This window comes from Streptomyces polygonati (assembly GCF_042650325.1).
Taxonomy (GTDB): domain Bacteria; phylum Actinomycetota; class Actinomycetes; order Streptomycetales; family Streptomycetaceae; genus Actinacidiphila; species Actinacidiphila polygonati.
In genome coordinates, this window is record NZ_JBHSBB010000013.1 from 392,644 (window position 1) to 417,571 (window position 24,928).

General features: G+C 70.0%; 18 protein-coding genes and 4 pseudogenes. 11 read left to right on the forward strand and 11 right to left on the reverse strand.

Features of this window, described 5'->3' with window-relative positions; genetic code table 11:
- The first annotated feature begins 72 nt into the window (after positions 1-72).
- The 3 genes from ACFO3J_RS19935 (at position 73) to ACFO3J_RS19945 (ending at position 4,171) form a co-directional block, all read left to right on the forward strand.
- On the forward strand, positions 73-1,887 hold the full coding sequence (locus tag ACFO3J_RS19935) for a glycoside hydrolase family 6 protein (RefSeq protein WP_386430810.1): 1,815 nt from the start codon (positions 73-75) through the stop codon (positions 1,885-1,887).
- Between the two features lie 270 nt (positions 1,888-2,157).
- Positions 2,158-3,378 (forward strand): serine hydrolase domain-containing protein, encoded by a 1,221-nt coding sequence (locus ACFO3J_RS19940; RefSeq protein ID WP_386430811.1) that lies wholly within the window; start codon positions 2,158-2,160, stop codon positions 3,376-3,378.
- A 4-nt stretch (positions 3,379-3,382) separates the two neighbouring features.
- Positions 3,383-4,171, forward strand: coding sequence for an SDR family NAD(P)-dependent oxidoreductase (locus tag ACFO3J_RS19945; protein ID WP_386430812.1), 789 nt, complete (start codon positions 3,383-3,385; stop codon positions 4,169-4,171).
- Between the two features lie 85 nt (positions 4,172-4,256).
- Here the strand turns inward: ACFO3J_RS19945 and ACFO3J_RS19950 are convergent, their stop codons facing one another.
- Both ACFO3J_RS19950 and ACFO3J_RS19955 read right to left on the reverse strand, forming a co-directional pair.
- Positions 4,257-5,894 (reverse strand): penicillin-binding transpeptidase domain-containing protein, encoded by a 1,638-nt coding sequence (locus ACFO3J_RS19950; RefSeq protein ID WP_386430813.1) that lies wholly within the window; start codon positions 5,892-5,894, stop codon positions 4,257-4,259.
- Between the two features lie 185 nt (positions 5,895-6,079).
- On the reverse strand, positions 6,080-6,622 hold the full coding sequence (locus ACFO3J_RS19955; RefSeq protein ID WP_386430814.1) for a DinB family protein: 543 nt from the start codon (positions 6,620-6,622) through the stop codon (positions 6,080-6,082).
- 388 nt (positions 6,623-7,010) lie between these two features.
- Here ACFO3J_RS19955 and ACFO3J_RS19960 point away from each other — a divergent pair, with 388 nt between their 5' ends.
- Positions 7,011-8,174 carry a DUF4238 domain-containing protein gene (locus ACFO3J_RS19960; protein WP_386430815.1) on the forward strand — a complete coding sequence of 388 codons (1,164 nt, stop codon included), beginning with the start codon at positions 7,011-7,013 and terminating at the stop codon, positions 8,172-8,174.
- A 13-nt stretch (positions 8,175-8,187) separates the two neighbouring features.
- Here ACFO3J_RS19960 and ACFO3J_RS19965 read toward each other — a convergent pair.
- The 5 genes and pseudogenes from ACFO3J_RS19965 to ACFO3J_RS19985 form a co-directional block, all read right to left on the reverse strand.
- Positions 8,188-9,415 (reverse strand): annotated as a pseudogene (locus ACFO3J_RS19965) (tyrosine-type recombinase/integrase).
- Between the two features lie 79 nt (positions 9,416-9,494).
- Positions 9,495-9,758 carry a helix-turn-helix domain-containing protein gene (locus ACFO3J_RS19970; RefSeq protein WP_386431053.1) on the reverse strand — a complete coding sequence of 88 codons (264 nt, stop codon included), beginning with the start codon at positions 9,756-9,758 and terminating at the stop codon, positions 9,495-9,497.
- Positions 9,759-9,867: 109 nt separating this feature from the next.
- Positions 9,868-10,918 (reverse strand): annotated as a pseudogene (locus ACFO3J_RS19975) (DUF3987 domain-containing protein); the annotation flags it as partial.
- Complete coding sequence (locus tag ACFO3J_RS19980) at positions 10,903-11,571, reverse strand: DUF3987 domain-containing protein (protein ID WP_386430816.1); 669 nt, start codon at positions 11,569-11,571, stop codon at positions 10,903-10,905. The gene ACFO3J_RS19980 and the pseudogene ACFO3J_RS19975, both read right to left, overlap by 16 nt.
- A pseudogene (locus ACFO3J_RS19985) lies at positions 11,568-12,448 on the reverse strand (bifunctional DNA primase/polymerase). The gene ACFO3J_RS19980 and the pseudogene ACFO3J_RS19985 overlap by 4 nt, the downstream one beginning before the upstream one ends.
- Before the next feature lie 526 nt (positions 12,449-12,974).
- Here ACFO3J_RS19985 and ACFO3J_RS19990 point away from each other — a divergent pair.
- A pseudogene (locus tag ACFO3J_RS19990) lies at positions 12,975-14,016 on the forward strand (XRE family transcriptional regulator).
- Here ACFO3J_RS19990 and ACFO3J_RS19995 read toward each other — a convergent pair.
- The 4 genes from ACFO3J_RS19995 to ACFO3J_RS20010 all read right to left on the reverse strand — a co-directional run bounded on the left by ACFO3J_RS19995 (position 14,000) and on the right by ACFO3J_RS20010 (position 18,226).
- Positions 14,000-14,788, reverse strand: coding sequence for a GntR family transcriptional regulator (locus tag ACFO3J_RS19995; RefSeq protein ID WP_386430817.1), 789 nt, complete (start codon positions 14,786-14,788; stop codon positions 14,000-14,002). The pseudogene ACFO3J_RS19990 and the gene ACFO3J_RS19995 overlap by 17 nt on opposite strands.
- 81 nt (positions 14,789-14,869) lie before the next feature.
- Positions 14,870-15,223 carry a mCpol domain-containing protein gene (locus ACFO3J_RS20000; protein WP_386430818.1) on the reverse strand — a complete coding sequence of 118 codons (354 nt, stop codon included), beginning with the start codon at positions 15,221-15,223 and terminating at the stop codon, positions 14,870-14,872.
- A 33-nt stretch (positions 15,224-15,256) separates the two neighbouring features.
- Positions 15,257-16,249, reverse strand: a complete 993-nt coding sequence (locus tag ACFO3J_RS20005) for a hypothetical protein (protein ID WP_386430819.1) — start codon at positions 16,247-16,249, stop codon at positions 15,257-15,259.
- Between the two features lie 252 nt (positions 16,250-16,501).
- On the reverse strand, positions 16,502-18,226 hold the full coding sequence (locus tag ACFO3J_RS20010; RefSeq protein ID WP_386430820.1) for a dolichyl-phosphate-mannose--protein mannosyltransferase: 1,725 nt from the start codon (positions 18,224-18,226) through the stop codon (positions 16,502-16,504).
- Between the two features lie 163 nt (positions 18,227-18,389).
- On the opposite strand from ACFO3J_RS20010, the gene rsmI reads away from it, so the two are divergent.
- From rsmI to ACFO3J_RS20040, 6 genes are all read left to right on the forward strand, one after another.
- Positions 18,390-19,301 (forward strand): 16S rRNA (cytidine(1402)-2'-O)-methyltransferase, encoded by a 912-nt coding sequence (rsmI, locus tag ACFO3J_RS20015; RefSeq protein WP_386430822.1) that lies wholly within the window; start codon positions 18,390-18,392, stop codon positions 19,299-19,301.
- Positions 19,302-19,491: 190 nt separating this feature from the next.
- A complete protein-coding gene (locus ACFO3J_RS20020; protein ID WP_386430824.1) occupies positions 19,492-19,833 on the forward strand; it encodes a hypothetical protein in 342 nt (113 codons plus the stop codon).
- A gap of 72 nt (positions 19,834-19,905) precedes the next feature.
- Positions 19,906-20,886: a TatD family hydrolase gene (locus ACFO3J_RS20025; RefSeq protein WP_386430826.1), complete on the forward strand. Its 981-nt coding sequence runs from the start codon at positions 19,906-19,908 to the stop codon at positions 20,884-20,886.
- An 84-nt stretch (positions 20,887-20,970) separates the two neighbouring features.
- Positions 20,971-21,834, forward strand: a complete 864-nt coding sequence (rsmA, locus tag ACFO3J_RS20030) for a 16S rRNA (adenine(1518)-N(6)/adenine(1519)-N(6))-dimethyltransferase RsmA (RefSeq protein ID WP_386430828.1) — start codon at positions 20,971-20,973, stop codon at positions 21,832-21,834.
- Between the two features lie 197 nt (positions 21,835-22,031).
- Entirely contained in the window at positions 22,032-22,937 is a 906-nt protein-coding gene (locus ACFO3J_RS20035; RefSeq protein WP_386430830.1) for a 4-(cytidine 5'-diphospho)-2-C-methyl-D-erythritol kinase, read from the forward strand.
- A 102-nt stretch (positions 22,938-23,039) separates the two neighbouring features.
- Complete coding sequence (locus ACFO3J_RS20040; RefSeq protein ID WP_386430832.1) at positions 23,040-24,830, forward strand: ABC-F family ATP-binding cassette domain-containing protein; 1,791 nt, start codon at positions 23,040-23,042, stop codon at positions 24,828-24,830.
- Positions 24,831-24,928 lie beyond the last annotated feature (98 nt).

Consider the following 24,928-nt stretch of genomic DNA (forward strand, 5'->3'; position numbering starts at 1 on the left):
ACGTCCGGCGCCATCGGAGCTCAACCGGCGCCGCCGGCCGGGGTCCATCCCCCCCATGGAGGTCGTCCGCACATGGCAGTCACGAATATCCGACGCAGAACCGCCGTACTGGCCGCAGGCGCCCTCGTGGTCGCCTCCGGCGGTGTGGTGGCCGCGATGAGTACCACCTCCGCCTCGGCGGCGACGGCCGGCTGCACGGTGCAGTACGCCGTCCAGACCCAGTGGAACGCCGGCTTCACCGCCTCGGTGACGGTCACCAACACCGGCAACCCGGTGACGAGTTGGAACGTCGGCTGGTCCTTCGCCGGCAACCAGCAGGTAACACAGGGCTGGAACGCCCAGATCAGCCAGTCCGGCAAGGCCGTCACCGCGGCCAGCCTGTCCTACAACGGGGCCCTGGCGACCGGCGGTTCCACCAACTTCGGCTTCAACGCCTCGTACAGCGGTACGAACGCCTCGCCGACGTCCTTCACCCTGAACGGCGTCACCTGCTCCGGCGGCGGCACCGGCACCACCCCGCCGCCCACGACGACACCGCCTCCCACGACCACCCCCCCGCCCACGACCACCCCGCCGCCCACGACGACGCCGCCGCCCACGACGACGCCGCCTCCCACGACCACCCCGCCGCCCGGACAGCGGGTCGACAACCCGTACGCGGGAGCCAAGGGCTATGTGAACCCGGAGTGGTCCGCCAAGGCCGCGGCCGACGGTGGTTCGTCGATATCCCACCAGTCCACCGCCGTGTGGCTGGACCGGATCGCCGCCATCCAGGGCGTGAACGGCGGCATGGGTCTCAAGGCCCACCTCGACGCCGCGGTCCAGCAGGCGGCCGGGCAGCCGCTGACCGTGGAGTTCGTCATCTACGATCTGCCCGGCCGCGACTGCGCCGCGCTGGCCTCCAACGGCGAACTGGGCCCGACGGACCTCGGCCGCTACGAGACCGAGTACATCGACCCGATCGCGTCGATCATGTCCGACACGAAGTACGCCGGGCTGCGGATCGTCAATATCATCGAGCCGGACTCGCTGCCGAACCTCACCACCAACGCGGGCGGTACCGCGGGTTCGACGGACGCCTGCACGACGATGAAGGCGAACGGCAACTACGAGAAGGGCGTCGGCTACGCGCTGAACAAGCTGGGCGCGCTGCCGAACACGTACAACTACATCGACGCCGGGCACCACGCCTGGCTCGGCTGGGACTCCAACTTCGTCCCCGTCGCGCAGGAGTTCCTCAAGGCGGCCACGACCAGCGGCGCGACGGTGAACAACGTGCAGGGGTTCATCACCAACACGGCCAACTACAGCGCCCTGACCGAGCCGTTCTTCAAGGTCACCGACAGCGTGAACGGCACCACGGTGCGGCAGTCCAAGTGGGTCGACTGGAACAACTACGTGGACGAGCTCTCCTACGCGCAGGCACTGCGCAGCGAGTTGGTCTCGATCGGCTTCAACTCCGGCATCGGCATGCTGATCGACACCTCGCGCAACGGCTGGGGCGGCAGCGCGCGTCCCACCGCCGCGGGTGCCAAGACGGATGTGGACACCTACGTCAACGGCGGCCGGATCGACCGCCGCATCCACGCCGGCAACTGGTGCAACCAGTCCGGAGCCGGCATCGGTGAGCGGCCCACCGCGGCTCCCCAGCCGGGCATCGACGCCTACGCCTGGATCAAGCCGCCGGGGGAGTCCGACGGTTCGAGCACCGCGATCGCCAACGACCAGGGCAAGGGCTTCGACCGGATGTGCGACCCGACCTACACCGGCAACGCGCGCAACGGCAACAACCCGACCGGCGCGCTGGCCAACTCGCCCCTCGCGGGCACCTGGTTCTCGGCTCAGTTCCACCAGCTGATCCAGAACGCGTACCCGCCGCTGTCGTAGCGTCCGCCGGGCAGCTCCGGCCCGGACCGGCCGGCAGTTCAGCGCGGTCCGGTACGTAGCTCCGGCAGGCACTGACAGCGGATCCCCCCACCGGGCCCGTGACGGGGCCGCGCCCAGGTCGACCAGACCTGGTCCGCGGTCCCGTCGCGGGTTCGCGCCGCGTTTTCCCGCCGGACCCCCTCCCGCCGCCGGAACGGGGGCGGGCGCGGGCCGCCCGTCGCGTCGTGCACCATGGACGCGGGAGAGTCCGCGCGGCAGGAGGCACCACAGATGGACGACAACGGGGACGTACGGGTCCACGGGACCGCGCAGGACGGCTGGGAGCCGGTCCGCGCCGCCTTCGCGTCCAACTTCTCCCGCCGGGGCGACCGGGGGGCGGCCGTCGCGGTCTACCACCGCGGGCACAAGACCGTGGACCTGTGGGCGGGAACGGCCGACTTCGATGGCGGCGACGGGGGCGACGGCGGCGGCGACAGCAGCGGCGCGGCGCCCTGGGCCGAGGACTCCGTGCACACCGTCCGCTCGGCCGGCAAGGGCGTGGCCGCGGCCTGCCTGCTGCTGCTCCACCAGCGCGGCCAGCTGGACCTGGACGCGCCGGTCGGCGCCTACTGGACCGAGTTCAAGGCCCGCGGCAAGGAGCGGGTGACCGTACGGCAGCTGCTTGCGCACCGGGCGGGCGTGCCGGCGCTCGATGTCCCGCTCACCCCCGAGCAGGCACTGGACGGGGTGTCCGGGCCGGCCGCGGTGGCCGCCCAGGCGCCGCTCTTCCCGCCGGGCGAGGCCCACGGCTACCACGCGCAGACGTACAGCTGGCTGCTCGGCGAGCTGGTGCTCCGGGCCTCAGGGCGCAGCGTCGGGCGTTTCGTCGCCGAGGAGATCGCCCGCCCGCTCGGCCTCGACCTGTGGATCGGGCTGCCTGCCGAGCAGGCGGCCCGGGTGGGCCGGATCGGCGACATCACCACTCCCGCGCCGCTGGCCTCCGGTGGTCTGCGGGCCCGTCCCAAGCGGTCGGTGCACGACGCCTACGCCGACCCCGGCTCGCTCACCCGCCGCGCCTTCGCCGCGATCACACCGATGCCCGACGAGAACGATCCCGCCTACCGGGCCGGGGAGTTGGCCGCCTCCAACGCGATGGCAACCGCCCGCTCACTGGCCCGCTTCTACGCCGCGCTGATCGGCGAAGTGGACGGCGGACGGCGGCTGTTCGTACCGGCCACGCTCACCGCGGCCCGTACGGTGGAATCCGAGGGCCCGGACCGGGTGCTGGTGATCAACACCCGCTTCGGCCTGGGGTACATGCTGCACGGCCCGGCCTCCCCGCTGCTCGGGGCGGGCGCGTTCGGCCACCCGGGGCGGGGCGGTTCGCTGGCCTTCGCCGACCCGGCGGCCGGCATCGGCTTCGGCTACGTCACCAACGGCCTGCAGCAGAACGTCACCGCCGATCCCCGCGCCCAGGCACTGGTCAGGGCGGTCCGGGAGTGCCTACGCTGACCCGATGAGCGGACGGTTCGACACCTACGGCGTAGTGGTGACCGGCGCGGCCCGAGGGATCGGCGAGGCGACCGCCCGCAGATTCGCCTCGGAAGGCGCGGCGGTGCTGCTCGCCGACATCGACGGCGAGGCCGCCGAGAAGACCGCCGCCGCCGTCCGCGCCGACGGCGGCCGGGCCGAGGGCTACGCCTGCGACGTGGCCGACACCGCGGCGGTCGACGCGGCGATCGCCCACGCGGCCGCCGCCTTCGGCGGCCTGGACGTCCTGGTCAACAACGCCTATTCGTGCAGCCCGCACCGGATGGACTTCACCCAGGAGTCCGACGAGGACTGGCGGCTCGACCTGGACATCTGCCTGACCGGCGCGATGCGCTGCTCCCGCGCCGCGCTCCCCTTCCTGGCCGCCGCCCCCTCCCGGCGCGGCGCGATCGTCAACATCGGCTCCGTCAACGGCCTTTCCTCCTTCGGCAACCACGCCTACAGCGCGGCCAAGGCGGGCCTGGTCTCGCTGACCCGCACCCTCGCCGTCCAGGCCGCCCCGACGGGAGTCCGCGTCAATCTGGTGGCGCCCGGCACGATCCGCACCCCGTCGTGGGCCGGCCGCGAGGCCGTCCTCGAACGCGTCGCCCACGCCTACCCGTTGGGCCGGATCGGGGAGCCCTCCGACATCGCGGCGGCCGTCACCTTCCTGGCCTCTTCGGACGCGTCCTGGATCACCGGGGTGACCCTGCCGGTCGAGGGCGGCATCCTGCCCAGCAACGGCGGCTTCATGGAAGCGCTGGAGGCGGAGTAGCGCCGGGCGCTCCGGTGGCGGGGCCTGCGGCCGGTCGCGGCCGTACGACCCCCCCGCGTCCGTACGATCCCCGCGTCCGTAAGCCTTACGACGCGGCCAGCACGGCCGCCACGATCGGCCCGGCCGAATCGACCCCGTGACCGCCCTCCAGAACGATCCCGGCCGCCGAGACATGGTCGCGGTAGGCGGTGAACCAGCCGTTGGGCTGGACGTTGCCGGCCTCCGCGGAGCCCGTCTTGGCGCCGAGCTTGCCGGACAGGCCGCTCATCGCCGGCTGGGCGGTGCCCTCGGTGACCGTGCCGTGCATCATCTGCTGGAGGGACTGCTTGACGCCGGGCGGCAGCGGGGTGGTGCTGATGTGCGTCCGCTGCTCGATGAGGCTCGAGTCCTGGAGGATCGTCGGCTGGTGGAAGACGCCTTCGCGCACGGTCGCCGCGACCGACGCCATGTTGAGCGGCGTCATCAGGACCTGGCCCTGGCCGATCATCTCGGAGGTCAGCTCGTCGCCGGTGCCGCCGGGGATGCTGGCGTCGTCGGTGGAGGTGCCCACGTACCAGGCGGGGCCGAGTCCGAAGTAGTTCGCCCCGGTGGTAGTCAGGGACGTCGGCCCGATGTATTTCACCTGCCGGATGAAGCCGGTGTTGCAGGACTGCTCGAAGTCCCATTGCAGGGTCGCGGCGGGGTTGTCCCGGCTGACGTTGGTGTACGGCTTGCCGTTGTCGACGTTGTCACCGCTGTGGCAGGGGGACGGGCTGCTCGGGGTGAGGCCCGCGTTGAGCAGCGCGGTGGAGGTGACGATCTTGAAGGTGGAGCCGGGCGCCTGCGGGTCCTGGAGCGCGTGGTCGGTGCCGGTCGGCGGGTTGAAGGCGACCGCGAGGATGCCGCCGGTCTCGGTGTCGAGGGCGGTGACCCCGGCGGCGCCGGTGGCCTTCTGCACCGCCTTCTCGGCGGCGGCCTGCATACCGGCGTCCAGCGTCGTCCTCAGCTTGGCGGCGGTGCCCTTGCGCAGGATGTCCAGGGTCTTGCCCTCGGCGCCGTCCGGGCCCTTGATGTACGTCTCGATGCCGGGTGTCCCGGCGTGCAGCGACCCGGCGTAACGGGACGTCAGCTGCTTGAGGATCTGGGTGAGCGACGGGTACTTCACCGCGTCCAGCACTTTGCCGTCGCGGTCCACGACGTCCACGTCGGGCGCTTCGGCCGGGCCGGTGACCAGTGTGTCGCCCGCCACCAGATCCGGGTGCAGCACCGAGGGCGCCCATGTCACCGCGGGCTTGCCCAGCGGGTTGCGGCCGACGGCGAGCGACGAGCTGTACGTCCACGGCCGGGGTCCGATGCCCGGGTAGTCCACGGTCGCCGTCACGGTGAAGGGCACCCGGGTGCCGACCGCCGGTCGCGGCACGATGTTCACCGAGGTCACATGGGCCGCGGTCTTGTAGGCGGTGAGCGCGGCCGTCGCCGTCATCACCGAGTCGGTCAGCTTCGCCGCCCCCGCGGTGTCCCCCGACGACCAGGCGGTCAGGAAGTCGTCCGCGGTGGCGGAGACCTCCTGCGGACTCGGCGGCGCGGTGTTGACCGGCGCCGCCTCGGCGCGGGTGGCATTCCCGCCGCCGCCCCCGCTGCCGCTGTCCAGCCCCGTATAGATGTTGTACGCGCCGTACCCGGCGACGCCGAACATGCCGGCGACCACCGTCGAGACGATCGCGATCTTGACTCCCCGTGCCATGGGCACTGAACCCGCTCCCCTCCCCTTGAACACGTTCAATGAACGCGCTTCCGGGACTCTACGGGACGGCCCTGTCAGCCGAGGTCTCGAACGGGGCACGGCTTTGTACGGACTCGGCCTTAAGTGGAACGCTTACGGCCGAATCTCCGTCAGCGCCCCGGAGCACGCTCGCCGCCGAGCGCCGCCTACTCCCCGGTGAGGCCGTCCACCGACTCGCGCAGCAGGTCGGCGTGGCCGTTGTGCCGGGCGTACTCCTCGATCAGGTGGAAGAGGATCCAGCGCAGGCTGGGCGGCGCGCCGCGGGAGGCCGGGTATCCGGCGGCCAGACCGTCGAGGCCGCCGGCCGCCAGGAACTCCGCGACCAGGGAGCGGGAGCGGGCCACCGCGTCCTGCCAGAGCGCGTGGAGCCGCTCGGGGGTGTCCTCGGCGGCCGAGTGCCAGTCCCAGTCGGGGTCGGCGTCCCAGTCGACGGTGTCCCACGGCGGGTGCGGGGCCCGGCCGCGCAGGCGCACCGAGCACCATATGTCCTCGACGAAGGCCAGGTGCTTGAGCATCCCGCCGAGCGTCATCGACGAGACGCCGGCCGTCGCGCTGAGGCCGGCCGCGTCCAGCCCGGCGCACTTCCACGCCAGGGTCGCGCGCTGGTAGTCCAGGAAGCCCAGCAGCGTCGCTGTCTCGTCGGCGGCGAAGGGGGGCTCCGGGCGCCCCTGCTGGTCCAGTTGGGTCATGGGCGGTGAGCTTATCGGCCCGCCCGCCGCCCGGTCCCGGGGAAGGGGACCCCCGGCCTGCTCAGATCCAGGAGTCGAACCACATCCGGGCCTGCCAGGACGAATAGGGGATCGTCATTCCCGTGTAGATCGGGAAGAAGTAGATGAAGTTCCGGCGCGCTGGCCGGGAGCACCCCTGACCTGGGCGTTAGCCTCGGCTAGCGGCCGTTCAAGCGTCGTGGGCCGTCTGTGGGCTGTGCTCGTGGGCGGGTGGGGGGTTGCGGTGGCCGGGTGAGACGTATCCGGTGTGGCAGGGATGTCGTTGGTGGCACTGGCCGTCTTACGACGATGGCGTGCGGGTTAACAAGTCACTGGCCGCGTTGGACGGGCGCGCGCTAGCGTCTGGTGAATGACCAAGCGTAGGGTGCCGAAGGCCAGTCGTGGGGACGCTGCTGGCAGTGATCGGCTGTTGCGCTCTCTCTTGGAGCAGGCTCGGAAAGCAGCCTTGAAGTCCGCTCCTAAGAAGCACCATCTGATCCCAGCCTCATACCTGCGTCGCTGGCAGGAGGGTAGAAATATCCGCGTGACGTGGGTAGATGAAGGACGTAGTTACCTCAACTCGCCGGAGAATGCTGCCCGGGAAACAGATTACTACCTCCTTGCGTCTCCAGACGTGGATCCCGAGACAGTTCCGCCCCTGCTTTTTGAGGTCATGTTGGGTGAGGTGGAGCAGTGGGCTAAAGCCGTGATTGATAAAATCATCTCGTCTGGCTTGGCTTCCATCTCCATGCGAGAACGCGTTGAGCTGGCATGGTTTCTGGCCTTTCAGGTCACCCGTGGCCACAGGTTTCGTGTTCGACAGCGAGAGATGGCGAATGATCTCATGGTTCTTCAATACGGAGATCTGACCCCCGAGGGCGCACGTCATTTGCTCAAGGAGCGAAAACTTGCCGTCACCGATTCGGCAGTAGAGGAGGCTGTAGAAGCGTCTAGGCAATTGCGTGATGGGGAGATCTTCGTCTCGCCTCAAGATGTGGCCATTGTTGCTTCGTCGGGTGAGATGGCCTTGGTCATCGGCGAACATCTCGTAGGGCGGAATTGGCAGGTCTATGATTCGATCCCGAACCTTGTCACCTGCGATGAGCCCGTTGTTCCGATCGGGGGACCCGGGGCTTCACGTGAGGAGTGGGTCGGATATCAAGCTGCGGGCGCTGTGATCTTTCCGCTCTCTCCGAGTAAGCTACTGGTCATGTTCCGCGAGGACTTGACTCCGATGGTCGACTCTAGATTGAGTCGAGAGGAAACCGTCGAGGTCAATCGAGAAATAATATCAGCGGCTTCTCGCTGGGCATTTGAGCGTCCAGTGAAACACGTGACGGAGAGACTAAGAGTGCCGCCCGTTCCGAGTCCTATGGTCGTGAGGGATGGTCCCTATTGGTCGGACGGCGACGGTAGGAAAGCGATTTTCCGGACGTACAGTCCCACGCGCTGGCAGAAAGGTCTAGCACCTCCCTGGCCGGTAGCGCGTTGGTGGGAAAGGCCCGTGTTGCGGACAGCACAGTCGAGTCGTTAGTCGCAGCCCCGGACTAGCCCTGGAACACGGTGTCCACGGCCTTGCGAGTGCGACCCTCGCTGCTGGGGAGCAGGTGGGTGTAAACGCGCAGGGTGAAGCCGGGGTTGCTGTGGCCGAGGTAGGTGCTCAGGGCCTTGATGGTCTCGCCGGCGTCCAGGAGGACCGAGGCGTAGAAGTGACGCAGGGCGTGCATGCCGTGCTCGCGGGCGGCTGGGTAGCGCTGGCCGCGGGGCGGCTGCTCGATCAGCCCGGCGGCAGCAAGGGCGGGCTTCCACATGAAGTCATCGAAGTAGCTCGCTCGTCCCACGTCGTTGGTGTTGTCCGTGAAGTACAGCTCTTTCGTCACCGCCGGACCGGTGGGCGTCTTCCACGGGAGCCTGATGCGGACGGAGGGAAATCGCTTCGCGTGGGCGCGGAGGGAGGTCGCGACGGAGCCCGGGAGCGGTACGTCACGCAGCTTGCCGCGCTTCGGCGGGGCGAAGACCAGCGTCCCGCGTATGCGCTTCACCTGGTGGCACACTGCCACCCACTCGTTCTCGAAGTCCACCTCATCCACGGACAGACCGAAGATCTCGCCCTGTCGCAGTCCGCATCCGCCGTCCACGTCCACCATGGCGTGGAACCGCGTGGAACCGCGCGGGTAGAGCGGTACGGACGGCGAACACCTGCTCCGCCGACCACGGCTCAACTCTCGCCGGACTGGACTGCGGGGCCGTGACTGACTTGGCCTCGCAGGGGTTGCGGGCGATCAGCAGATCATCGACGGCCGCGCCGAACACCGCGGTTCCGAAGATGAGGCGCCGGTATGACTCGCTGGGCGCGGAGCCCTTCAACTCCTCCAGGAAGTCATTTACGCGCGCAGGCTGGAATGCCACCATGGGTCGGGAGCCGATCAGCGGATAGGCGTGCAGTCGTAGGTGCCGCTCGATGGCGTCACGCCCGGTGATATCCCTCGCGGCCTTCGTCGCCCAACGCTCCGTGTACTGCTGAAACGTCGTGCGCGCGGTCTTCGGGTCGATGTACTGACCGCCTTCCATGTCAGCCCGGACCTTGGCGAGCCATGCTTCGGCGAGGCGCTTTTGCCGGTCAGGAAAGCTCTTGGACTTCTCGGTTCCGTCCGGGCCGATCTACCGGGCGCGGTACCGAAGTCCGGTGCCATAGCGCTCGCTTTTCACCTTGAAGGGTTTCCCGTGCGGCCCTGGAATGGCCTTGTACCAGCGGTCTTGGATGTGGCCTGCCATGCGGTGCTTTTCGGACAGGGAGAAGCGGCCAGCGGCAGTTGGTCCGCCACCGGCCGCGGGGAGGGAAGTCAGAGAGCGATCAGGCGGCTGTGCTCTGCTCGCTGATCCGGGCGTGAGCGGCGCGGGGGTCGTAGCGGAGGTGCTTGCCGACTCGGAAGCCGGGCGGACCGGTTCGCTTCTTGTGCCACTGGTAGAGCGTTTCGACGGGGACGGAGAGCAGGGCGGACAGGTCATCCGGAGTCAGGTAGGGATCGGGCAGACCCGAGCGGAGCGTTGCCCGCGGGTCCGTGTGCTGAACTGGTACGGGGGTCTCCTCATGGAGTGGGGCCGCAGAAACCCGCAGAGGTTCCGCACAAATGGCGGTCGGCCGAGTGCCGGACGGGCGGGGCGGTATTTGTGCGGAGGTAGCACGGGTTTCTGCGGCGACGGGGGAGTGCAGGCGTCTGCGCAGGTCAGCAGTAGGCCAGAGGGTTTCTGCGGATTGGGCGGTTTCTGCGGAGCGGGTCAGGCGTCGGGGGCCTCAGGTCGGGGTGGATGAGGTAGCGGGGCGAGGGCGGCCGGCCGTGGGCGCCGGTGCGCGCCGTGGGCAGGGCGCGCACGTACCCGTGGTCCTCCAGGAGGTTCAGCGCGCTGTCGAGTTCTGCGACGGTGGGGAACTCGGCGCGGCCGACCTTGGCGAACACGTCGCGCTTGCTGACCTCCGCCCACTGGTTCGTCTTGAGCACGTTGAGGACGGCGCGGGCGCGTTCGGCGGTGTCGTTGGCGCCCATGCGGTCGAAGACGGCGAGGGCGTGGCCAGCGAAGTCGTCGGCGAGGGTGAGCGCGGCGCGCATGGTCTCGGCGGTGACGGGGCGGGCGTGGCCGCAGTCGAGGTGTTCGGCCAGGTGCAGCAGTCCGGCGATGCGAACGGCGACGCCGGGAAGCTCGGATGCCCAGTCGGAGACGTGGCCCATGGATCCGCCGCGTGCGGCGAGCTTGGGTTCCAGGCGTTCCTGGAAGCGTTGTAAGGCGGTGTCCGCCTCGGGCGAGAGTTGGATGACGGCGGGGTCGGTCCAGTCCGCGAGGGCGAGGGTGAGCGCGACGACGTTGCGCCCGTATGTCTCGGCGACGGCTTCCGGTACGGGGTCGGGGAGCGTCTTGCGGCGGCCGAGCAGGGATTCGGGCAGGGAGTACAGGAACCTGCCCAGTAGCCCACGGCCTTGGCTCCCTTGATCCGCGCCATGCCGTCGAGGACGGCGGGTTGGACGGACAGTCCCATGGTGAGGGCGGGGTGGTCGACGTACTCCTTGCGCGTCTGCCGGTCCACCCGCAACCGGTTCCCCGCGTGGCCCTTGAGGAACGGGCCCATGTCATGACCGCGATGCGCCCTCCCTGCTCTGCCATGAGAGACGTGATGGTCTCCGGTGTGGCGTCGTCGGCGAGCAACTGCGGCTCGGGCGGAACGGTGAGCGCTTCGGCCTGCTGCGCCATGCCGACCGCTTCGGAGATCAGCGCGTCCCGCCCGTCCCCGGTGGCGGCGGACGCCTTGTGCGGTGCTTTGTCGGCCGCCTCCCGGGCGAGTTTGGGGTCAGCCCGGCCTCGATGATGGCGGGCAGGGCGCGTTCCTTGAGCAGCTTCTCAGCGTCGTAGAGCGGATCGGTCATGGCGGTGAACACCGCGGACTTGCGGTTTCCCGGGGGCAGCGCGCACACCGTGAACGGGTTGGTGGGCTCGCGCCACCGGCCCCGCACGTGGACGACGGCGCGTCCGCCGGCGGCGGTGGCCAGCACGGCGAGGGCGACGCACCCACCCAGGTCCACCGGCGTCTGTGTCTCCTCTGCGAGGGCGGTGGTGAAGTCCCGCAGCCACTTGGGAAAGGCGTCCACCGGGAACGGGGGCAGCTCGCGGCGCTGCTTGAGCGGTACCGGGTCGTCCCACGGCAGCACGGTCGGGGCGGCGTCCTCGGCGGGGAACGCGGCCCACATGTCGCTGTCGGGCGTTGCGGTCATGACGTGCCACCTCCCTGGCGGGCGTGGGCGGTCGCGCGGGGTCAGAGCGGACAGGCAGAAGCGACGCCCTTTGGGCGGCGACTTTCGGCGCGCCTGCGGTCCGCCATGGCGGGCGCTGTACGGCGCTCTGCGGGCTTTTTGTGGGGGTAGTAGATGACCTTTGTTCATGGTGTTTGCTCGGGGGCCGTGCGGAGGCCGTTGGTGACCGCGCGACGGGCGTACGGCTCGGGGACGCCCACGGACACGGCGGCGGCCACGATCTCGTCGCCGATGGCGTCCAGCCCGCACGGGCCGGGGCACTGCGCGTGCTGCGCGGCGAAGAAGGGCGCCGTGCCGAACGCCTGTGACGCCGCGCCGGTTTCGCGGTGCGCGCAGACGCGGGCGAGGCCACGGTCAAGGCCAGTGCGGACATACGCTGCGGTGTGGTGGCAGCCGGTGGCGACGGCCTGGTCCCACGTGGCTCGGGAGTGGAAGACACCACCCCTGCGCGGGCGGGGGTGGTGTCTTCCCTCACCACCAGCGCGCGGACGGCTGGCGGCAGGTCCGACATGTGCCGGGTGCCGGGGCCGAGCCATCGGGCGTACGCCATGTCGGACTTGATGTCGACGCCCGGTCGCACGGCGTTGGACGACCGCATGACGCCGCGGTAGACCCAGTGCTCGCCGCGCGTCGTCCGTACGGTTCGTGTGGCGGGCAGGTGCCGGTGCGCCCACGCGACGCCGGCGTGGTTGTCGAGGTCGACCACGGTCAGACCCACGCCGCCTGGGTGGTACGCAAGGGCCACAGCCTCACGCCATGCCAGTGCCCACTCCGGGGAGGCGATCACGTCGGGGTCGGTGGTGGCGGCTGCCCATGCGTGGCAGACGGACGGGCAGCGGCAGGGCCCGGCGGTCTTCATATTCGGGCGTCCGCCGCAGGCGCCGCCGGCGCAGGCCCGGCAGTTGCCGAACGGCACCTTGCCCTGCCGGAGCGGCAGCACCGGCACGCCGGCCGATGCCAGTTCGAGCGCAGTGGGCAGCAGCGCACCGCAAGTCTGTTGCGTCATGCTAGGGGTACTCTTGTTCCTTCGGGAACAGCGAGGGAACCGGGGTGGCCGCGTGTCTTTGGCGAGATCGGGCGACCGCCCCCGGCGTGCGACGTCGGGTGGCGCTGTACCTCACGCGGGTGTCGGACCCGCGTGGCCGCCTACTTGGCCGAGAAGAGGCGGCGTGATCCCCATTCAGTTGTCAACGTGCGGTCGCTTCCTTCAGGCACGTGTCACCGTGCCCTTCGGGCGGAGGTGCACGCCGCCCAACTGGTGCGCACCAGAAGACTGACATCTGGTGCGCAGCAGAGTCAAGCAGTGGGACCCGATGTGCGGCCCCGCCGTCTCCGGCGCATCTCCAGAACACCGCGCGGAAGGGCGAACCGGTAGCCAACAACCCCTCATGATCGAGGCGGTTAAGGCTGGGGGTTAAACCCTGTTGAGCTGCGGCGATGTGAGGCATGCTTGGTGGTGCCAACCGTCATGCGAAGGCTTAAGGGATGCGCGACGGGCGCGCGGATGGTCTCAGGAACGGCTCATTGCCGAGATCGAGTTGTACGCGCGATGCCACCTTGCGGATGTGGCGTCGCGGCCGAGCCTGCGCGTCTACGTCTCGGAGTGGGAGAACGGCCGACGCCCAATTTCCGACCGTTACGCGGCCATCCTGCGTGGCCTGCTCGGAGTGACGGACGCAGAACTACGGGGCGCCGACCACCGCGAGGCACCGCCAGCCGCGGACGGCTATGCCGATCTGCTGGCCCGGATCGACAAGGCCAGCAGCGCCAGCGACTCGATGGTGAAGACCTTCGACGAACAGACGGAACCGCTGCGGACGTTCGACCGGCAAATGGGCGCTGCGGGTCTGGTCGACCAGGTGACGGGCCACCTGGCGGCACTGGAAGACGCCTCAACTTCGCGGTGCTGCCCGGTACGCGGCAGCCGGTCGCGCTGGCGCCTCCACGCTGGCCGCGTGGCAGGCACTCGACACGGGAGCGGTCGAACGGGCATGGCGACACTACGAGCTGGCCAAGCGGGCGGCGCAGGATGCCAACGCGCCCATGTACCTGGCGCACGCTATGGCTGACAGGCGTACGTGCTGGGCGAGGCCGGACGGCTTGCGCTGGGCGCCGAGTTGGTGCGGGACGCGCGGCGTGCGGTCGCGGCCCGGCTGACGGCGTGGTTGTGGGCGGCCGAGGCGGAGTTGTGCGCGCAGGCCGGGCTGCCGGACGACTGCCGGCGGGCACTGGACGCGGCGACCGCGGCCACTCCGGACGGGCCGGCGGACCGCGACCCGGACATGCTGAGCATCTTCCTCAACGGCGCGCACCTGGCGCGGTGGCAGGGCAACGGGTTTGGCGATGCTCGGCGATGACGAAGCGGTGGGACGGCTGTACGCGGGACTTGAGTCCCTGGACCCGACGTTCGTACGGGCGCAGGCCGGCGTGCGGTACGACCTGGCGCACGCGCACCTGCCACGCGGCGAGTACGACCAGGCCAGCGACCACCTGCGGCAGGCCCGACCGCTGGCCAACCGCACCGGCTCGGTACGTCAACTGCGGCCAATCGACATACTCAGCTCGCTCCTGTAGCGGTGTACCTGGCCCGGTTGGCGAGGATGTGCAGCAACGCCACCAGCGTGCCGGAACCCATGAGGCCACCCTTGGCCATCAGCCCGGGGATGTCCGCCAACGGCACCCACTGCACGTGCCCAGCTTCCTCCAGGTCGGTCGGCTCGCCCACCTTCTCAACTCCGCGCCCGAAGAAGATCTCATGCGGCGAGTCCACCATGCCGATCATCGGTTGGAACGTCACGACGTGCTCAAGCCCAGCCGGCCGCCACCCGGTCTCCTCCTCGACCTCCCGCAGCGCGGTGGCCAACCCGTCCTCGCCGGCGTCCACGATCCCGCCGGGCAACTCCCACCCGAACTGATCCGCCACGAACCGGTACCGCCACAGCATCAACACCCGGTCCTGATCGTCCAGCACGGCCGCGATCGACACCCGCTGCAACGTCACCACGTGATGCTCAAACCGCTCCACCCCGGGCGGCTCCACATCCCACAGCTCCAGCTTCACCCACCGGTTGTCGTACAGCTCCCGCTTGCCGTGAAGCTGCCAACGCTCCAGCCCCCCGGGCGTCTCGGTCAGCGCACCTCCAGGCACGCGATACGAACTCCGTCCGTGTACCTCTAGCACGCCTTCTGTAACGAGCCTGGCGAGCACTTGTCGGAGCGCGGTGCGGCCGACTTCCAACTGTGCGACTAGAGCTCGTTCGGAGGGGAGTCTGTCCCCTTCGTGGAGTTCGCCGTCAACGATCCATGATCGGATCGTCTCATACACCTGTCTCGTCTTGGGGCCCATTCGGAGGATTGCTCCTTTGAGTGAATTGCATTCGTCTAGCTGTCGCCTTTTTCCAGTGTCTTGATCGCACCGCAGCGGCATCTAATATACGACCACTTTCCTTTTACCGGACGATTTCGCCATCCGTAGCGCTATAAAACTCTGGCGCAGATCTTCACCGATGCCGACCGAAAAAGTGAATTGGCCAGGTTTCTGCTTCGCTGACAAAATTTCTGAGATGGTCGCTGTCTGTGATGATTCGACCCGAGCCAGGATGCTGTCGCCTCCATGAGAGATGACATCGATTCCCGGTGTAATCTCCAATTCGCTCACCAAAGACTCTATCGACTGCGTAATTAGCGCGGACGTTTTTTTGAAGGACTCCACATCGTTGGCTAGGATGTGCGCCTCGATCTTCACCCCCACGTCATCGCCATCAATGATAGCGTATGGCACATATTCTCCTGGTTGGTCTAAGTGCAAGTTTTTCTAGAGGTAGTCGATCACCTTGGTCGGCCCTGCGGCTGGAATGAGTGCCCCCAAGGCAAACGCAAGCGAAGTGGGTGCAGAAATAAAGAGTCGACCCTCTGCGGGCAATCCGTTAGCGCCACTGTGTGCGGCGAGGTGTGCACTCCACCTTTGCACCACTTCCTTGAGTACAGCGTTGTAAGCCTTGCTGTCATCTGGGAACGACGCGACATGGCGAGCAAAGATAAGCGCCGTCTCGCATGTGTCGTTCGCTGCTACTTGGTATCTTGCGTGTGAGCCGTGACGAGCCGCGTCCATGGCGTCGGTGACCATATTGGGCGAACCGCTGGCGATATGGATGATAAGTGCATGCCTATTATCTGCTGACGCGGGGCCGTTCAGTTGTTGAGTGGTGATTTGAATTAGTGAAGTGAGCGAATAATTGCCTTGTAGAGTCTGCGGTCCGTTAGGTGCGCCAAGTAGCCGCAGCGGGGGCAATGGAGCTGCGGTGCCGGAAGGTGGGATATTGAAAACGGAAATCTCTCTGAAGTCGCGCACGCGCAACTGAGATCCCTGGGTGCTGTTGAATAGTTGGCTACCTAGGTTGTACGAATTTGCAAGTCCGCACGTCAGGTAGAAGGAGATTCCAGTGGATCTCTTTGGGTTCTCTTCGCGGAGTCGGGCTTCGATCACTCGCTGAGTGATTCCAACTCTATCTGTACTTGCCCCGGGGCTTAGCTCGTCCACGTTGACATAGAAGGAACTAACGTGTTGGCTTCTGGCTTCGCGTGAGTATTCGAGCAGTCTGGTGTCCAGCCATGCGGAATTTGGGTTTGGCTTTAGAAATACTGCCACTCCAACGCCTGTCTTGCCGTAGATGGAGAGCCAGCTTCCCGCAAGCATCATGGTTCCGAAGGCGGTGATCCCGATTTTCGTCCCATTGCCTCCGGGGATCATGTCGAGGAACTCGGGCATGATTGATGTCACGAGTGCCGTGCCGATCGCTGCGATCAAGGCAGGTAGAACTGCGCTGTCTTCGCTGACTCGTCGGTAAATCCGCCTCAGGCGCCCCGCCATCAAGTTCCCTCCTAAAACCAGGAAGGCCAACCTATATCCTGCGCCGTTCCCACGTCCGAGCGTTGCGGGCTGGGGCCGTCTGTGGGCCGTGCGAGGACGGCCCAGGGCGACCAACGACGACCGGCAACGACCGAGAGGCCCGGCCCCCGATCTCTCGGCGCGGGGCCCCTCGTCCTGCTGCTGACCAGGTCAGATCCAGGAGTCGAACCACATCCGGGCCTGCCAGGACGAATAGGGGATCGTCATACCGGTGTAGATCGGGAAGAAGTAGATGAAGTTCCAGATGATGAGCAGCACGAGGGTGCCCGCGCCCACCGCGCCCCACATGCGGCGGCTTTCGGTGGCCGAGGGCGGGCCCAGGAAGGCGCCGATCATCATCGTCACCGCCAGAGCCAGGTAGGGGACGAAGGCGACGGCGTAGAAGTAGAAGATGGTGCGGTCCTGGTAGTGGAACCAGGGGAGGTAACCGGCGCCCGCGGCGCAGAGGATGGCGCCGGCGCGCCAGTCGCGGCGCAGGGCCCAGCGGTAGAGCAGGTAGACCAGGGCGAAGCAGGCGGACCACCACAGGAGCGGGGTGCCGAGGGCGAGGATCTCGCGGGAGCAGCCGGCGGTGGCGTGGCAGCCGTCCTGGCCGAGCTTGGGGGACTGGAAGTAGTACGAGACCGGGCGGCCCAGGACCAGCCAGCTCCACGGGTTGGACTGGTACGGGTGGGGCGTGTGGAGGCCCACGTTGAATTGGTAGACCTGGTACTCGTAGTGCCACAGGCTGCGGATCGGCGCCGGGATCCAGGACCAGGTGCCGCCGCGGCCGTCCGCCCAGTGCCGGTTGTAGGCGTTCTTGGAGGCGAACCAGCCGGACCAGGTGATGAGATAGGTCACCAGGGCCACGCCGATGACCGACAGCACCGACCAGACCAGGTCCTTGCGCAGCACGGCGAGCCGGGGGCGGCGGGCGCCGGCCAGGCGTCGGGCGCCGACGTCCCACAGCACGGTGAGGATCATGAAGAAGGCCAGGAAGTACAGGCCGTTCCACTTGCTCGCCGCCGCCAGCCCGAGGAAGAAGCCGGCCCCGATCCGCCAGGGCCGCCAGCCCATGCCGACCCGGCCGCCGGTGTGCGGATCGGGCCCGGCGAAGCCGTCCGCGTCCACCGGGAGCGCGCGGGCCAGCCGGGCCCTGGACCAGTCGCGGTCCACCAGCAGGCAGCCGAACGCGGCCAGCGCGAAGAACATGATGACGAGGTCGAGCAGCGCGATCCGGCTCATCACGTAGTGCAGGCCGTCGACCGACATCAGCAGCCCGGCCAGGCAGCCCAGCGCGTTGGAGCGGAACAGCCGCCGCCCTATCCGGCACAGCATCAGCACCGACAGGGTGCCGAGCAGCGCCATCATGAAGCGCCAGCCGAACGGGTTCAGGCCGAAGAGCCACTCGCCGGCCGCGATCATCCACTTGCCCATCGGCGGGTGCACGACATAGCCGGGGGCGTCGGACAGCGGGATGACCTGCGGGTGGGCCAGGATGTCGGGGTTGGAGATCTTGCCGTCGGGCCAGGTGCCCTCGTAGCCGAGCTTCAGCAGCGACCAGGCGTCCTTGGCGTAGTACGTCTCGTCGAAGACCACCTCGTGCGGGTTGCCCAGGTGCCAGAAGCGGATGAGGCCGGCGAAGGTCGCGACGAGGACCGGCCCGATCCAGCCGGACCACTTCGCCAGCCGGTGCGCGGCGGCCGGGCCCAGGCCGAAGACCTCCCACAGGCGGGTTCCCGGCTCGGGGAAGGGCGGGACCAGGCGCTCCCGGGTGTCGGTGACCTCCCGCTCGGCATAGCCGAACCGGCGTAGCCGCCGTGCCCAAGCGCTCGGCTCTTCCTCTGCCGGAACGTCCTCGTCGGCACGATCCTGGGTCGCGGTCTCACTCGTCACCGGGCCATCGTAGGGAAAGGGCCTGAGAATGCGATGTGCATGTCGATCCCCGCCCGCTTTTGTCCCGTTTCTGCGGGTGGGAGGGCGGGTGGGCCGCCCGGTGGAGGACCGGTGGCACGGGGAGCAGGCGGGGGAGCGCGCCCGCGGGTGGGAAACTGGCCGGGTGACCAGCTCAGCCGCAGGCGTCCTCGTACTGGCCGGAACCCCGATCGGCGATCCCTCGGACGCCCCGCCGCGGCTGGGGGTGGAGCTGGCCGGCGCGGACCTGGTGGCCGCCGAGGACACCCGGCGCTTCCGGCGGCTGGCCCAGGCGCTCGGGATCGAGGTCACGGCGCGGGTGGTGTCCTACTTCGAGGGGAACGAGGCCGGGCGCACCCCGGAACTGGTCGAGGCGCTGGTGGGCGGCGCCCGGGTGGTGCTGGTGACCGACGCGGGGATGCCCTCGGTGTCCGACCCCGGATACCGGCTGGTGGCCGCCGCCGTGGAGCGCGGCATCACGGTGACGGCCGTACCGGGTCCGTCCGCGGTGCTCACCGCGCTGGCGGTGTCGGGGCTGCCGGTGGACCGTTTCTGCTTCGAGGGCTTCCTGCCGCGCAAGGCGGGGGAGCGGCTGGCCCGGCTGCGCGAGGTGGCCGCGGACCGGCGGACGCTGGTGTACTTCGAGGCGCCGCACCGGATCGACGACACGCTGGGCGCGATGGCCGAGGTCTTCGGCGGGCAGCGGCGCGCCGCGGTCTGCCGGGAGCTGACCAAGACGTACGAGGAGGTCAGGCGCGGCCCGCTGAAGGAGCTGGCCGCCTGGGCCGCCGAAGGGGTGCGCGGCGAGATCACCGTGGTCGTCCAGGGCGCCCCCGAACCGGGCCCGTCCGAGCTGACGCCCGCCGAACTGGTGGCGCGGGTGGCGGTGCGCGAGGCGGCCGGGGAGCGGCGCAAGGAGGCCATCGCGGCGGTCGCGGTGGAGGTCGGGCTGCCCAAGCGCGAGGTGTTCGACGCGGTGGTCGCGGCCAAGCACGGCGCGGGGGACGGCAGAGCCACGCGTACGGCTGGTGACCGGACGGCCGACGACCCAGTGTGACGATACGATTCTGCTGGGTGACCAGGGTAAACCCGGGGCCTGGCAAAGCAATTGCGGCCAACTTCCCCATACGCCCCAAATCCTGCCCAAGAGTCGGGCGCCCCTCCTGCGCGGCCGGGCCGGGTGGCGTTCGCTGAAGGTGCGAAGTCCCGCTCCGGGCAAGGCGTCCGGAGGGCACGCAGGAGCTGCCATGAGCACAGGGGAACCCAACGTCATCGAGGCGTACGCCTTCGCGTGCCTCAACTGCGGTCACGGCTGGGAGCAGAGTTACGAGATCGAGCACCACACCGACACCCATGGGCACCCCTTCGTCAGGTACCTGGTGGACGGCCGCAAGGTGCCGTCGCCCCTGACCCGCCCCACCTGCCAGAACTGCGACGGCCACCTGGTGCGCATCATGCGGGCCGGCCAGGTGTCCGGGATAGCCCGGCGGGCCGGCCACCGCGGGGAACGGCCCGCCGCCCGGCGGCCCTGGCACCGCTCGGTCCTGGCCTTCCTCCACCTCGGGCAAGGAGGGGCCGAAACGGCGTAACGACAGCGGTGACAGACCCGTAAGGAAGGGTCCGGAGGTCCAGGGACCAGTCCCCGTCCCTAGGATCGGACCATGCCGACGAAGAAGGACCAGGACCGCGCCGCCGACGAGAACGCCGAGCCCCGCGCGGGAGGCGACGGCGCCGGGAGCGCCGCCAGCAGCGCCGGCCGCGGGTCCGGCAAGAACGCCGACCGGAACACGCCCCCGCCGGCGCCCGAACCGCTGCGGGTCGCGGTCGCCGACTCGCACACCCACCTGGACATGCAGTCCGGTACGGTCGCCGACGCGCTCGCCCGGGCCGCCGCAGTCGGCGTCGACACCCTCATCCAGGTCGGCTGCGATCTGAAGGGCTCCCGCTGGGCCGCCGAGACGGCCGCCCGGCACGACAACATCTGGGCCACCGTGGCTCTGCACCCCAATGAGGCACCCCGGATCGTCAACGGCGACCCCGACGGCTGGTCCCGGCAGGGCGATCGCCCGGCGGGCGGGATGGCCGAGCTGGACGCCCAGATCGACGCCGTCGCCGAACTCGCCGCACTGCCCCAGGTGCGCGGCGTCGGCGAGACCGGCCTCGACTACTTCCGCACCGGGGCCGACGGGGTGGCCGCCCAGCAGCACTCCTTCCGCCGGCACATCGCCATCGCCAACCGGGAGGGGAAGGCGCTGGTCATCCACGACCGCGAGGCGCACGACGACGTGCTGCGCATCCTGCTGGAGGAGGGCGCCCCGCAGACCGTGGTCTTCCACTGCTACTCCGGCGACGCCGCGATGGCCAGGCTGTGCGCCGAGCGCGGCTACTACCTCTCCTTCGCCGGCACCGTCACCTACAAGAACGCGCAGAACCTGCGGGACGCGGTGGCCGTCACCCCGCTGGACCGGCTGCTGGTGGAGACCGACGCGCCCTTCCTGACCCCCGTCCCGCACCGGGGCCGCCCCAACGCGCCCTATCTCATCCCGCTCACCCTGCGCGCGATGGCGGCGGCCCGCGGCGACGACGAGGACACGCTGGCGGCGGCGGTCGCGGCCAATACGGCGCGGGCCTTCGGTTACTGATCCCCGGACGCGCCGAGCCGGAGGTGCCGGCGGTCCCGCGACGGCCGGGAAGGGCGGGCCGCTCCGGCCGATAGCCTTGCGGGTGTGAGTACGACAGACCCCGGCGCCCTGCTGGGACCGGCCGACATCCGCGAGCTGGCCGCCGCGCTGGGCGTGCGGCCGACCAAGCAGCGCGGCCAGAACTTCGTCATCGACGCGAACACCGTACGGCGGATCGTGCGCGCCGCCGGGGTGGGACCGCGGGACACGGTGGTCGAGGTCGGGCCGGGGCTCGGATCGCTCACCCTGGCGCTGCTGGAGGTGGCGGACCGGGTCACCGCGATCGAGATCGACGACGTCCTGGCCGGGGCGCTGCCCGCGACCGTGGCGGCCCGGCTGCCGGAGCGGGCCGGGCGCTTCGCGCTGGTGCACGACGACGCGATGCGGGTCACGGAGCTGCCCGGGCCGCCGCCGACCGCGCTGGTGGCGAACCTGCCGTACAACGTGGCCGTGCCGGTGCTGCTGCACATGCTCGCGACCTTTCCGGGCATCGAGCGGACCCTGGTGATGGTGCAGGCCGAGGTCGCCGACCGGCTCGCCGCCGGGCCCGGCAGCAAGGTCTACGGAGTGCCGTCGGTGAAGGCGAACTGGTACGCGGAGGTGAAGCGGGCCGGGTCCATCGGCCGCAATGTCTTCTGGCCCGCGCCCAATGTGGACTCCGGGCTGGTCTCGCTGATACGCCGCGACCCGCCGCGCACCTCGGCGTCGCGCGGCGAGGTGTTCGCCGCCGTGGACGCGGCCTTCGCCCAGCGCCGCAAGACGCTGCGGGCCGCGCTGGCGGGCTGGGCCGGGTCCGCCGCCGCCGCGGAGGCCGCACTGCTCGCCGCCGGGGTGTCGCCGCAGGCACGCGGCGAGGCGCTGACCGTGGAGGAGTTCGCGGCGATCGCCGAGCACAAGCCCGGCCCGTAGCGGCAGGGCACCGGGCCCGGCCCATGACACGGTCCCGTCCCCCGGCACGGCCGGCCGTACGGGCCAGGTAGTTTCGATCCGTCCAGCCCCGTCCAGCCCCGTCCAGCCCCGTCCAGCCCCGTCCAGCCCCCGTCCGGCCCCGTCGAGCCGCCGGGCCGGACCCACCCCCCGCACCCACTTCCGAGGAGCCCCCGCTCGTGACCGCCGTCACCGTACGCGTGCCCGCCAAGGTCAATGTCCAGCTCGCCGTGGGCGGGCGCCGGCCGGACGGGTTCCACGACCTGGCCAACGTCTTCCTCGCCGTCGGGCTCCACGACCTGGTCACCGCCGAGCCCGCCGACGAGCTGCTGATCACCGCGGCCGGGCGGGATGTGGCCTCGGTGCCGCTCGACGCGACCAATCTGGCCGCCAGGGCGGCGATCGCGCTGGCCAAGCTGCACGGCGTCGAGCCCCGGGTGCGGCTGCACATCGACAAGGACATCCCGGTGGCCGGCGGCATGGCCGGCGGCAGCGCGGACGCGGCGGGCGCGCTGCTGGCGTGCGACACGCTGTGGGGGCTCGGGACGCCGCACGACGAGCTGCTGTCGCTGTGCGCCGAGCTGGGCAGCGACGTGCCGTTCTCCTTCGTCGGCGGGGCCGCGCTCGGCGTGGGGCGGGGCGAGCTGCTGACGCCGCTCGCGGTGGGCGGGACCTTCCACTGGGTGTTCGCGGCGGCGCCGGGCGGCCTGTCCACGCCGGCCGTCTACCGGGAGTGCGACCGGCTGCGCCGGGAGGAGGGGGCCGGGGACACCGTCGCCGAGGTACCGGCGCCGGCCGCCGACCCCGCGCTGCTGGCGGCCCTGCGAGAGGGCGCCGCGGTGGCGCTGGGCGCCGCGCTGGCCAACGATCTGCAGCCCGCCGCCCTGTCCCTGCGACCCGAGCTGCGCGACACCCTCGCGGCCGGCACCGCGGCCGGCGCGCTGGCCGCCCTGGTCTCCGGCTCCGGGCCCACCTGCGCCTTCCTTGCCCCGGACGCCGCCGCGGCCACCCGGATCGCGGCGGAACTGGGCCCCGCGGCCAGGGTCGCCGCCTCCCCGGCCCCGGGAGCGACCGTCCTGCCGTGAGCCCCGCCCCCGGGGCCCGTACGGCCGCGGCGCCGAGGACCGCCGGAGGGCCGACTAGGCTGGAGGGCCGCACCCCCTAGCTGACCCTGGAGAAACACGCACGTGGCCGTGAACCTCGTCAACGTCGAAGCCGTCGGCAAGACATACGGCACGCGCACCCTGCTGGAGGCGCTGAGCCTCGGGGTCTCCGAGGGCGACCGGATCGGCGTCGTCGGGCGGAACGGTGACGGGAAGACGACACTGATCCGGATGCTGGCCAAGCTGGAGGAGCCGGACACCGGCCGGGTCACGCACCAGAGCGGTCTGCGGCTGGGCGTGCTGACGCAGCACGACGCGCTGGACCCGGCGGCCACCATCCGGCACGAGATCATCGGCGACCGGCCCGACCACGACTGGGCCGGGGACGCCAGGATCCGGGACGTGCTGACCGGGCTGTTCGGCGCGCTGGACATGCCGGGCTTCGCCCTGGGACTGGACACCGTGATCGGCCCGCTGTCCGGCGGCGAGCGCCGCCGTATCGCGCTGGCGAAGCTGCTGATCGACGAGCAGGACCTGCTGGTGCTGGACGAGCCGACCAACCACCTCGACGTGGAGGGCATCGCCTGGCTCGCCGGGCATCTGCGCACGCGCCGCTCCGCGCTGGTGTGCGTCACCCACGACCGCTGGTTCCTGGACCAGGTGTGCACCCAGATGTGGGACGTGCAGCGCGGCACCGTCTACGAGTACGAGGGCGGCTACAGCGACTACGTCTTCGCCCGCGCCGAGCGGGAGCGGATCGCGGCCACCGAGGAGGGCAAGCGGCAGAACCTGATGCGCAAGGAGCTGGCCTGGCTGCGGCGCGGCGCGCCGGCGCGTACGTCGAAGCCGCGCTACCGGATCGAGGCGGCCAACGCGCTGATCGAGGACGTACCGCCGCCGCGGGACACCGCCGAACTGATGAAGTTCGCCAACTCCCGCCTGGGCAAGACCGTGTTCGAGCTGGAGGACGTGACGGTCGCGGCGGGGCCGCGGGAGTTGCTCCAGCACATCACCTGGCAGCTCGGTCCCGGCGACCGGATCGGTCTGGTCGGGGTGAACGGCTCGGGCAAGACGTCGTTCCTGCGGGCGCTGGCCAACGCCTGGAAGACCGACGGCGATCAGCAGCCGGCCCGCGGCCGGGTCGTGGTGGGCAGGACCGTGAAGCTCGCGTATCTCTCCCAGGAGGTCAGCGAGTTGGAGCCGACCCAGCGCGTGCTCCAGGCGGTGGAGTCGGTTCGCCAGCGGGTGGACCTCGGCAAGGGCCGGGAGATGACGGCCGGTCAGCTCTGCGAGAAGTTCGGCTTCACCAAGGAGAAGCAGTGGACGCCGGTCGGCGACCTGTCCGGTGGTGAGCGGCGCCGGCTCCAGCTGCTGCGGCTGCTGATGGACGAGCCGAACGTGCTGTTCCTGGACGAGCCGACCAACGACCTGGACATCGAGACCCTGACCCAGCTGGAGGACCTGCTCGACGGCTGGCCCGGCTCGATGCTGGTGATCAGCCACGACCGCTTCTTCCTGGAGCGCACCACCGACCAGGTGTTCGCGCTGCTCGGCGACGCCTCGCTGCGGATGCTGCCGCGCGGGGTCGAGGAGTATCTGGAGCGCCGCCGCCGGATGGTGGAGGCCGCCGCGCCCCCGCCGCCGCCGGTCAAGGAGAAGCCGGCCGGCGACACCCGCGCCGCCAAGAAGGAACTGCAGCGCATCGAGCGGCAGCTGAGCAAGATGGGCGACCGCGAGAGCAGGCTGCACAGCCAGATCGCCGAGCAGGCGACGAACTTCGAGAAGGTCGCCGAGCTCGACGCCGAGCTGCGGTCGCTGCGCGAGGAGCGCGACGAGCTGGAGATGCGCTGGCTGGAGCTGGCCGAGGACGCGTGATCGTCTCCACCGGGCGGGCCGCCGGCCCGGCCACCCGGTCGGCCGCCGGTTCCGGATCCCCGCCGGCCGCCGCGGCCCGTCCCCGACCTGCTGACGGG

Excerpts from the sequence above, each read along its gene's own strand:
- ACFO3J_RS19935 (WP_386430810.1), top strand. The coding sequence starts at position 73 with ATGGCAGTCACGAATATCCGACGCAGAACCGCCGTACTGGCCGCAGGC.
- ACFO3J_RS19940 (WP_386430811.1), top strand. The coding sequence starts at position 2,158 with ATGGACGACAACGGGGACGTACGGGTCCACGGGACCGCGCAGGACGGC.
- ACFO3J_RS19945 (WP_386430812.1), top strand. The coding sequence starts at position 3,383 with ATGAGCGGACGGTTCGACACCTACGGCGTAGTGGTGACCGGCGCGGCC.
- ACFO3J_RS19950 (WP_386430813.1), bottom strand. The coding sequence starts at position 5,894 with ATGGCACGGGGAGTCAAGATCGCGATCGTCTCGACGGTGGTCGCCGGC.
- ACFO3J_RS19955 (WP_386430814.1), bottom strand. The coding sequence starts at position 6,622 with ATGACCCAACTGGACCAGCAGGGGCGCCCGGAGCCCCCCTTCGCCGCC.
- ACFO3J_RS19960 (WP_386430815.1), top strand. The coding sequence starts at position 7,011 with ATGACCAAGCGTAGGGTGCCGAAGGCCAGTCGTGGGGACGCTGCTGGC.
- ACFO3J_RS19980 (WP_386430816.1), bottom strand. The coding sequence starts at position 11,571 with ATGAACAAAGGTCATCTACTACCCCCACAAAAAGCCCGCAGAGCGCCG.
- ACFO3J_RS19995 (WP_386430817.1), bottom strand. The coding sequence starts at position 14,788 with ATGGGCCCCAAGACGAGACAGGTGTATGAGACGATCCGATCATGGATC.
- ACFO3J_RS20020 (WP_386430824.1), top strand. The coding sequence starts at position 19,492 with ATGAGCACAGGGGAACCCAACGTCATCGAGGCGTACGCCTTCGCGTGC.
- ACFO3J_RS20025 (WP_386430826.1), top strand. The coding sequence starts at position 19,906 with ATGCCGACGAAGAAGGACCAGGACCGCGCCGCCGACGAGAACGCCGAG.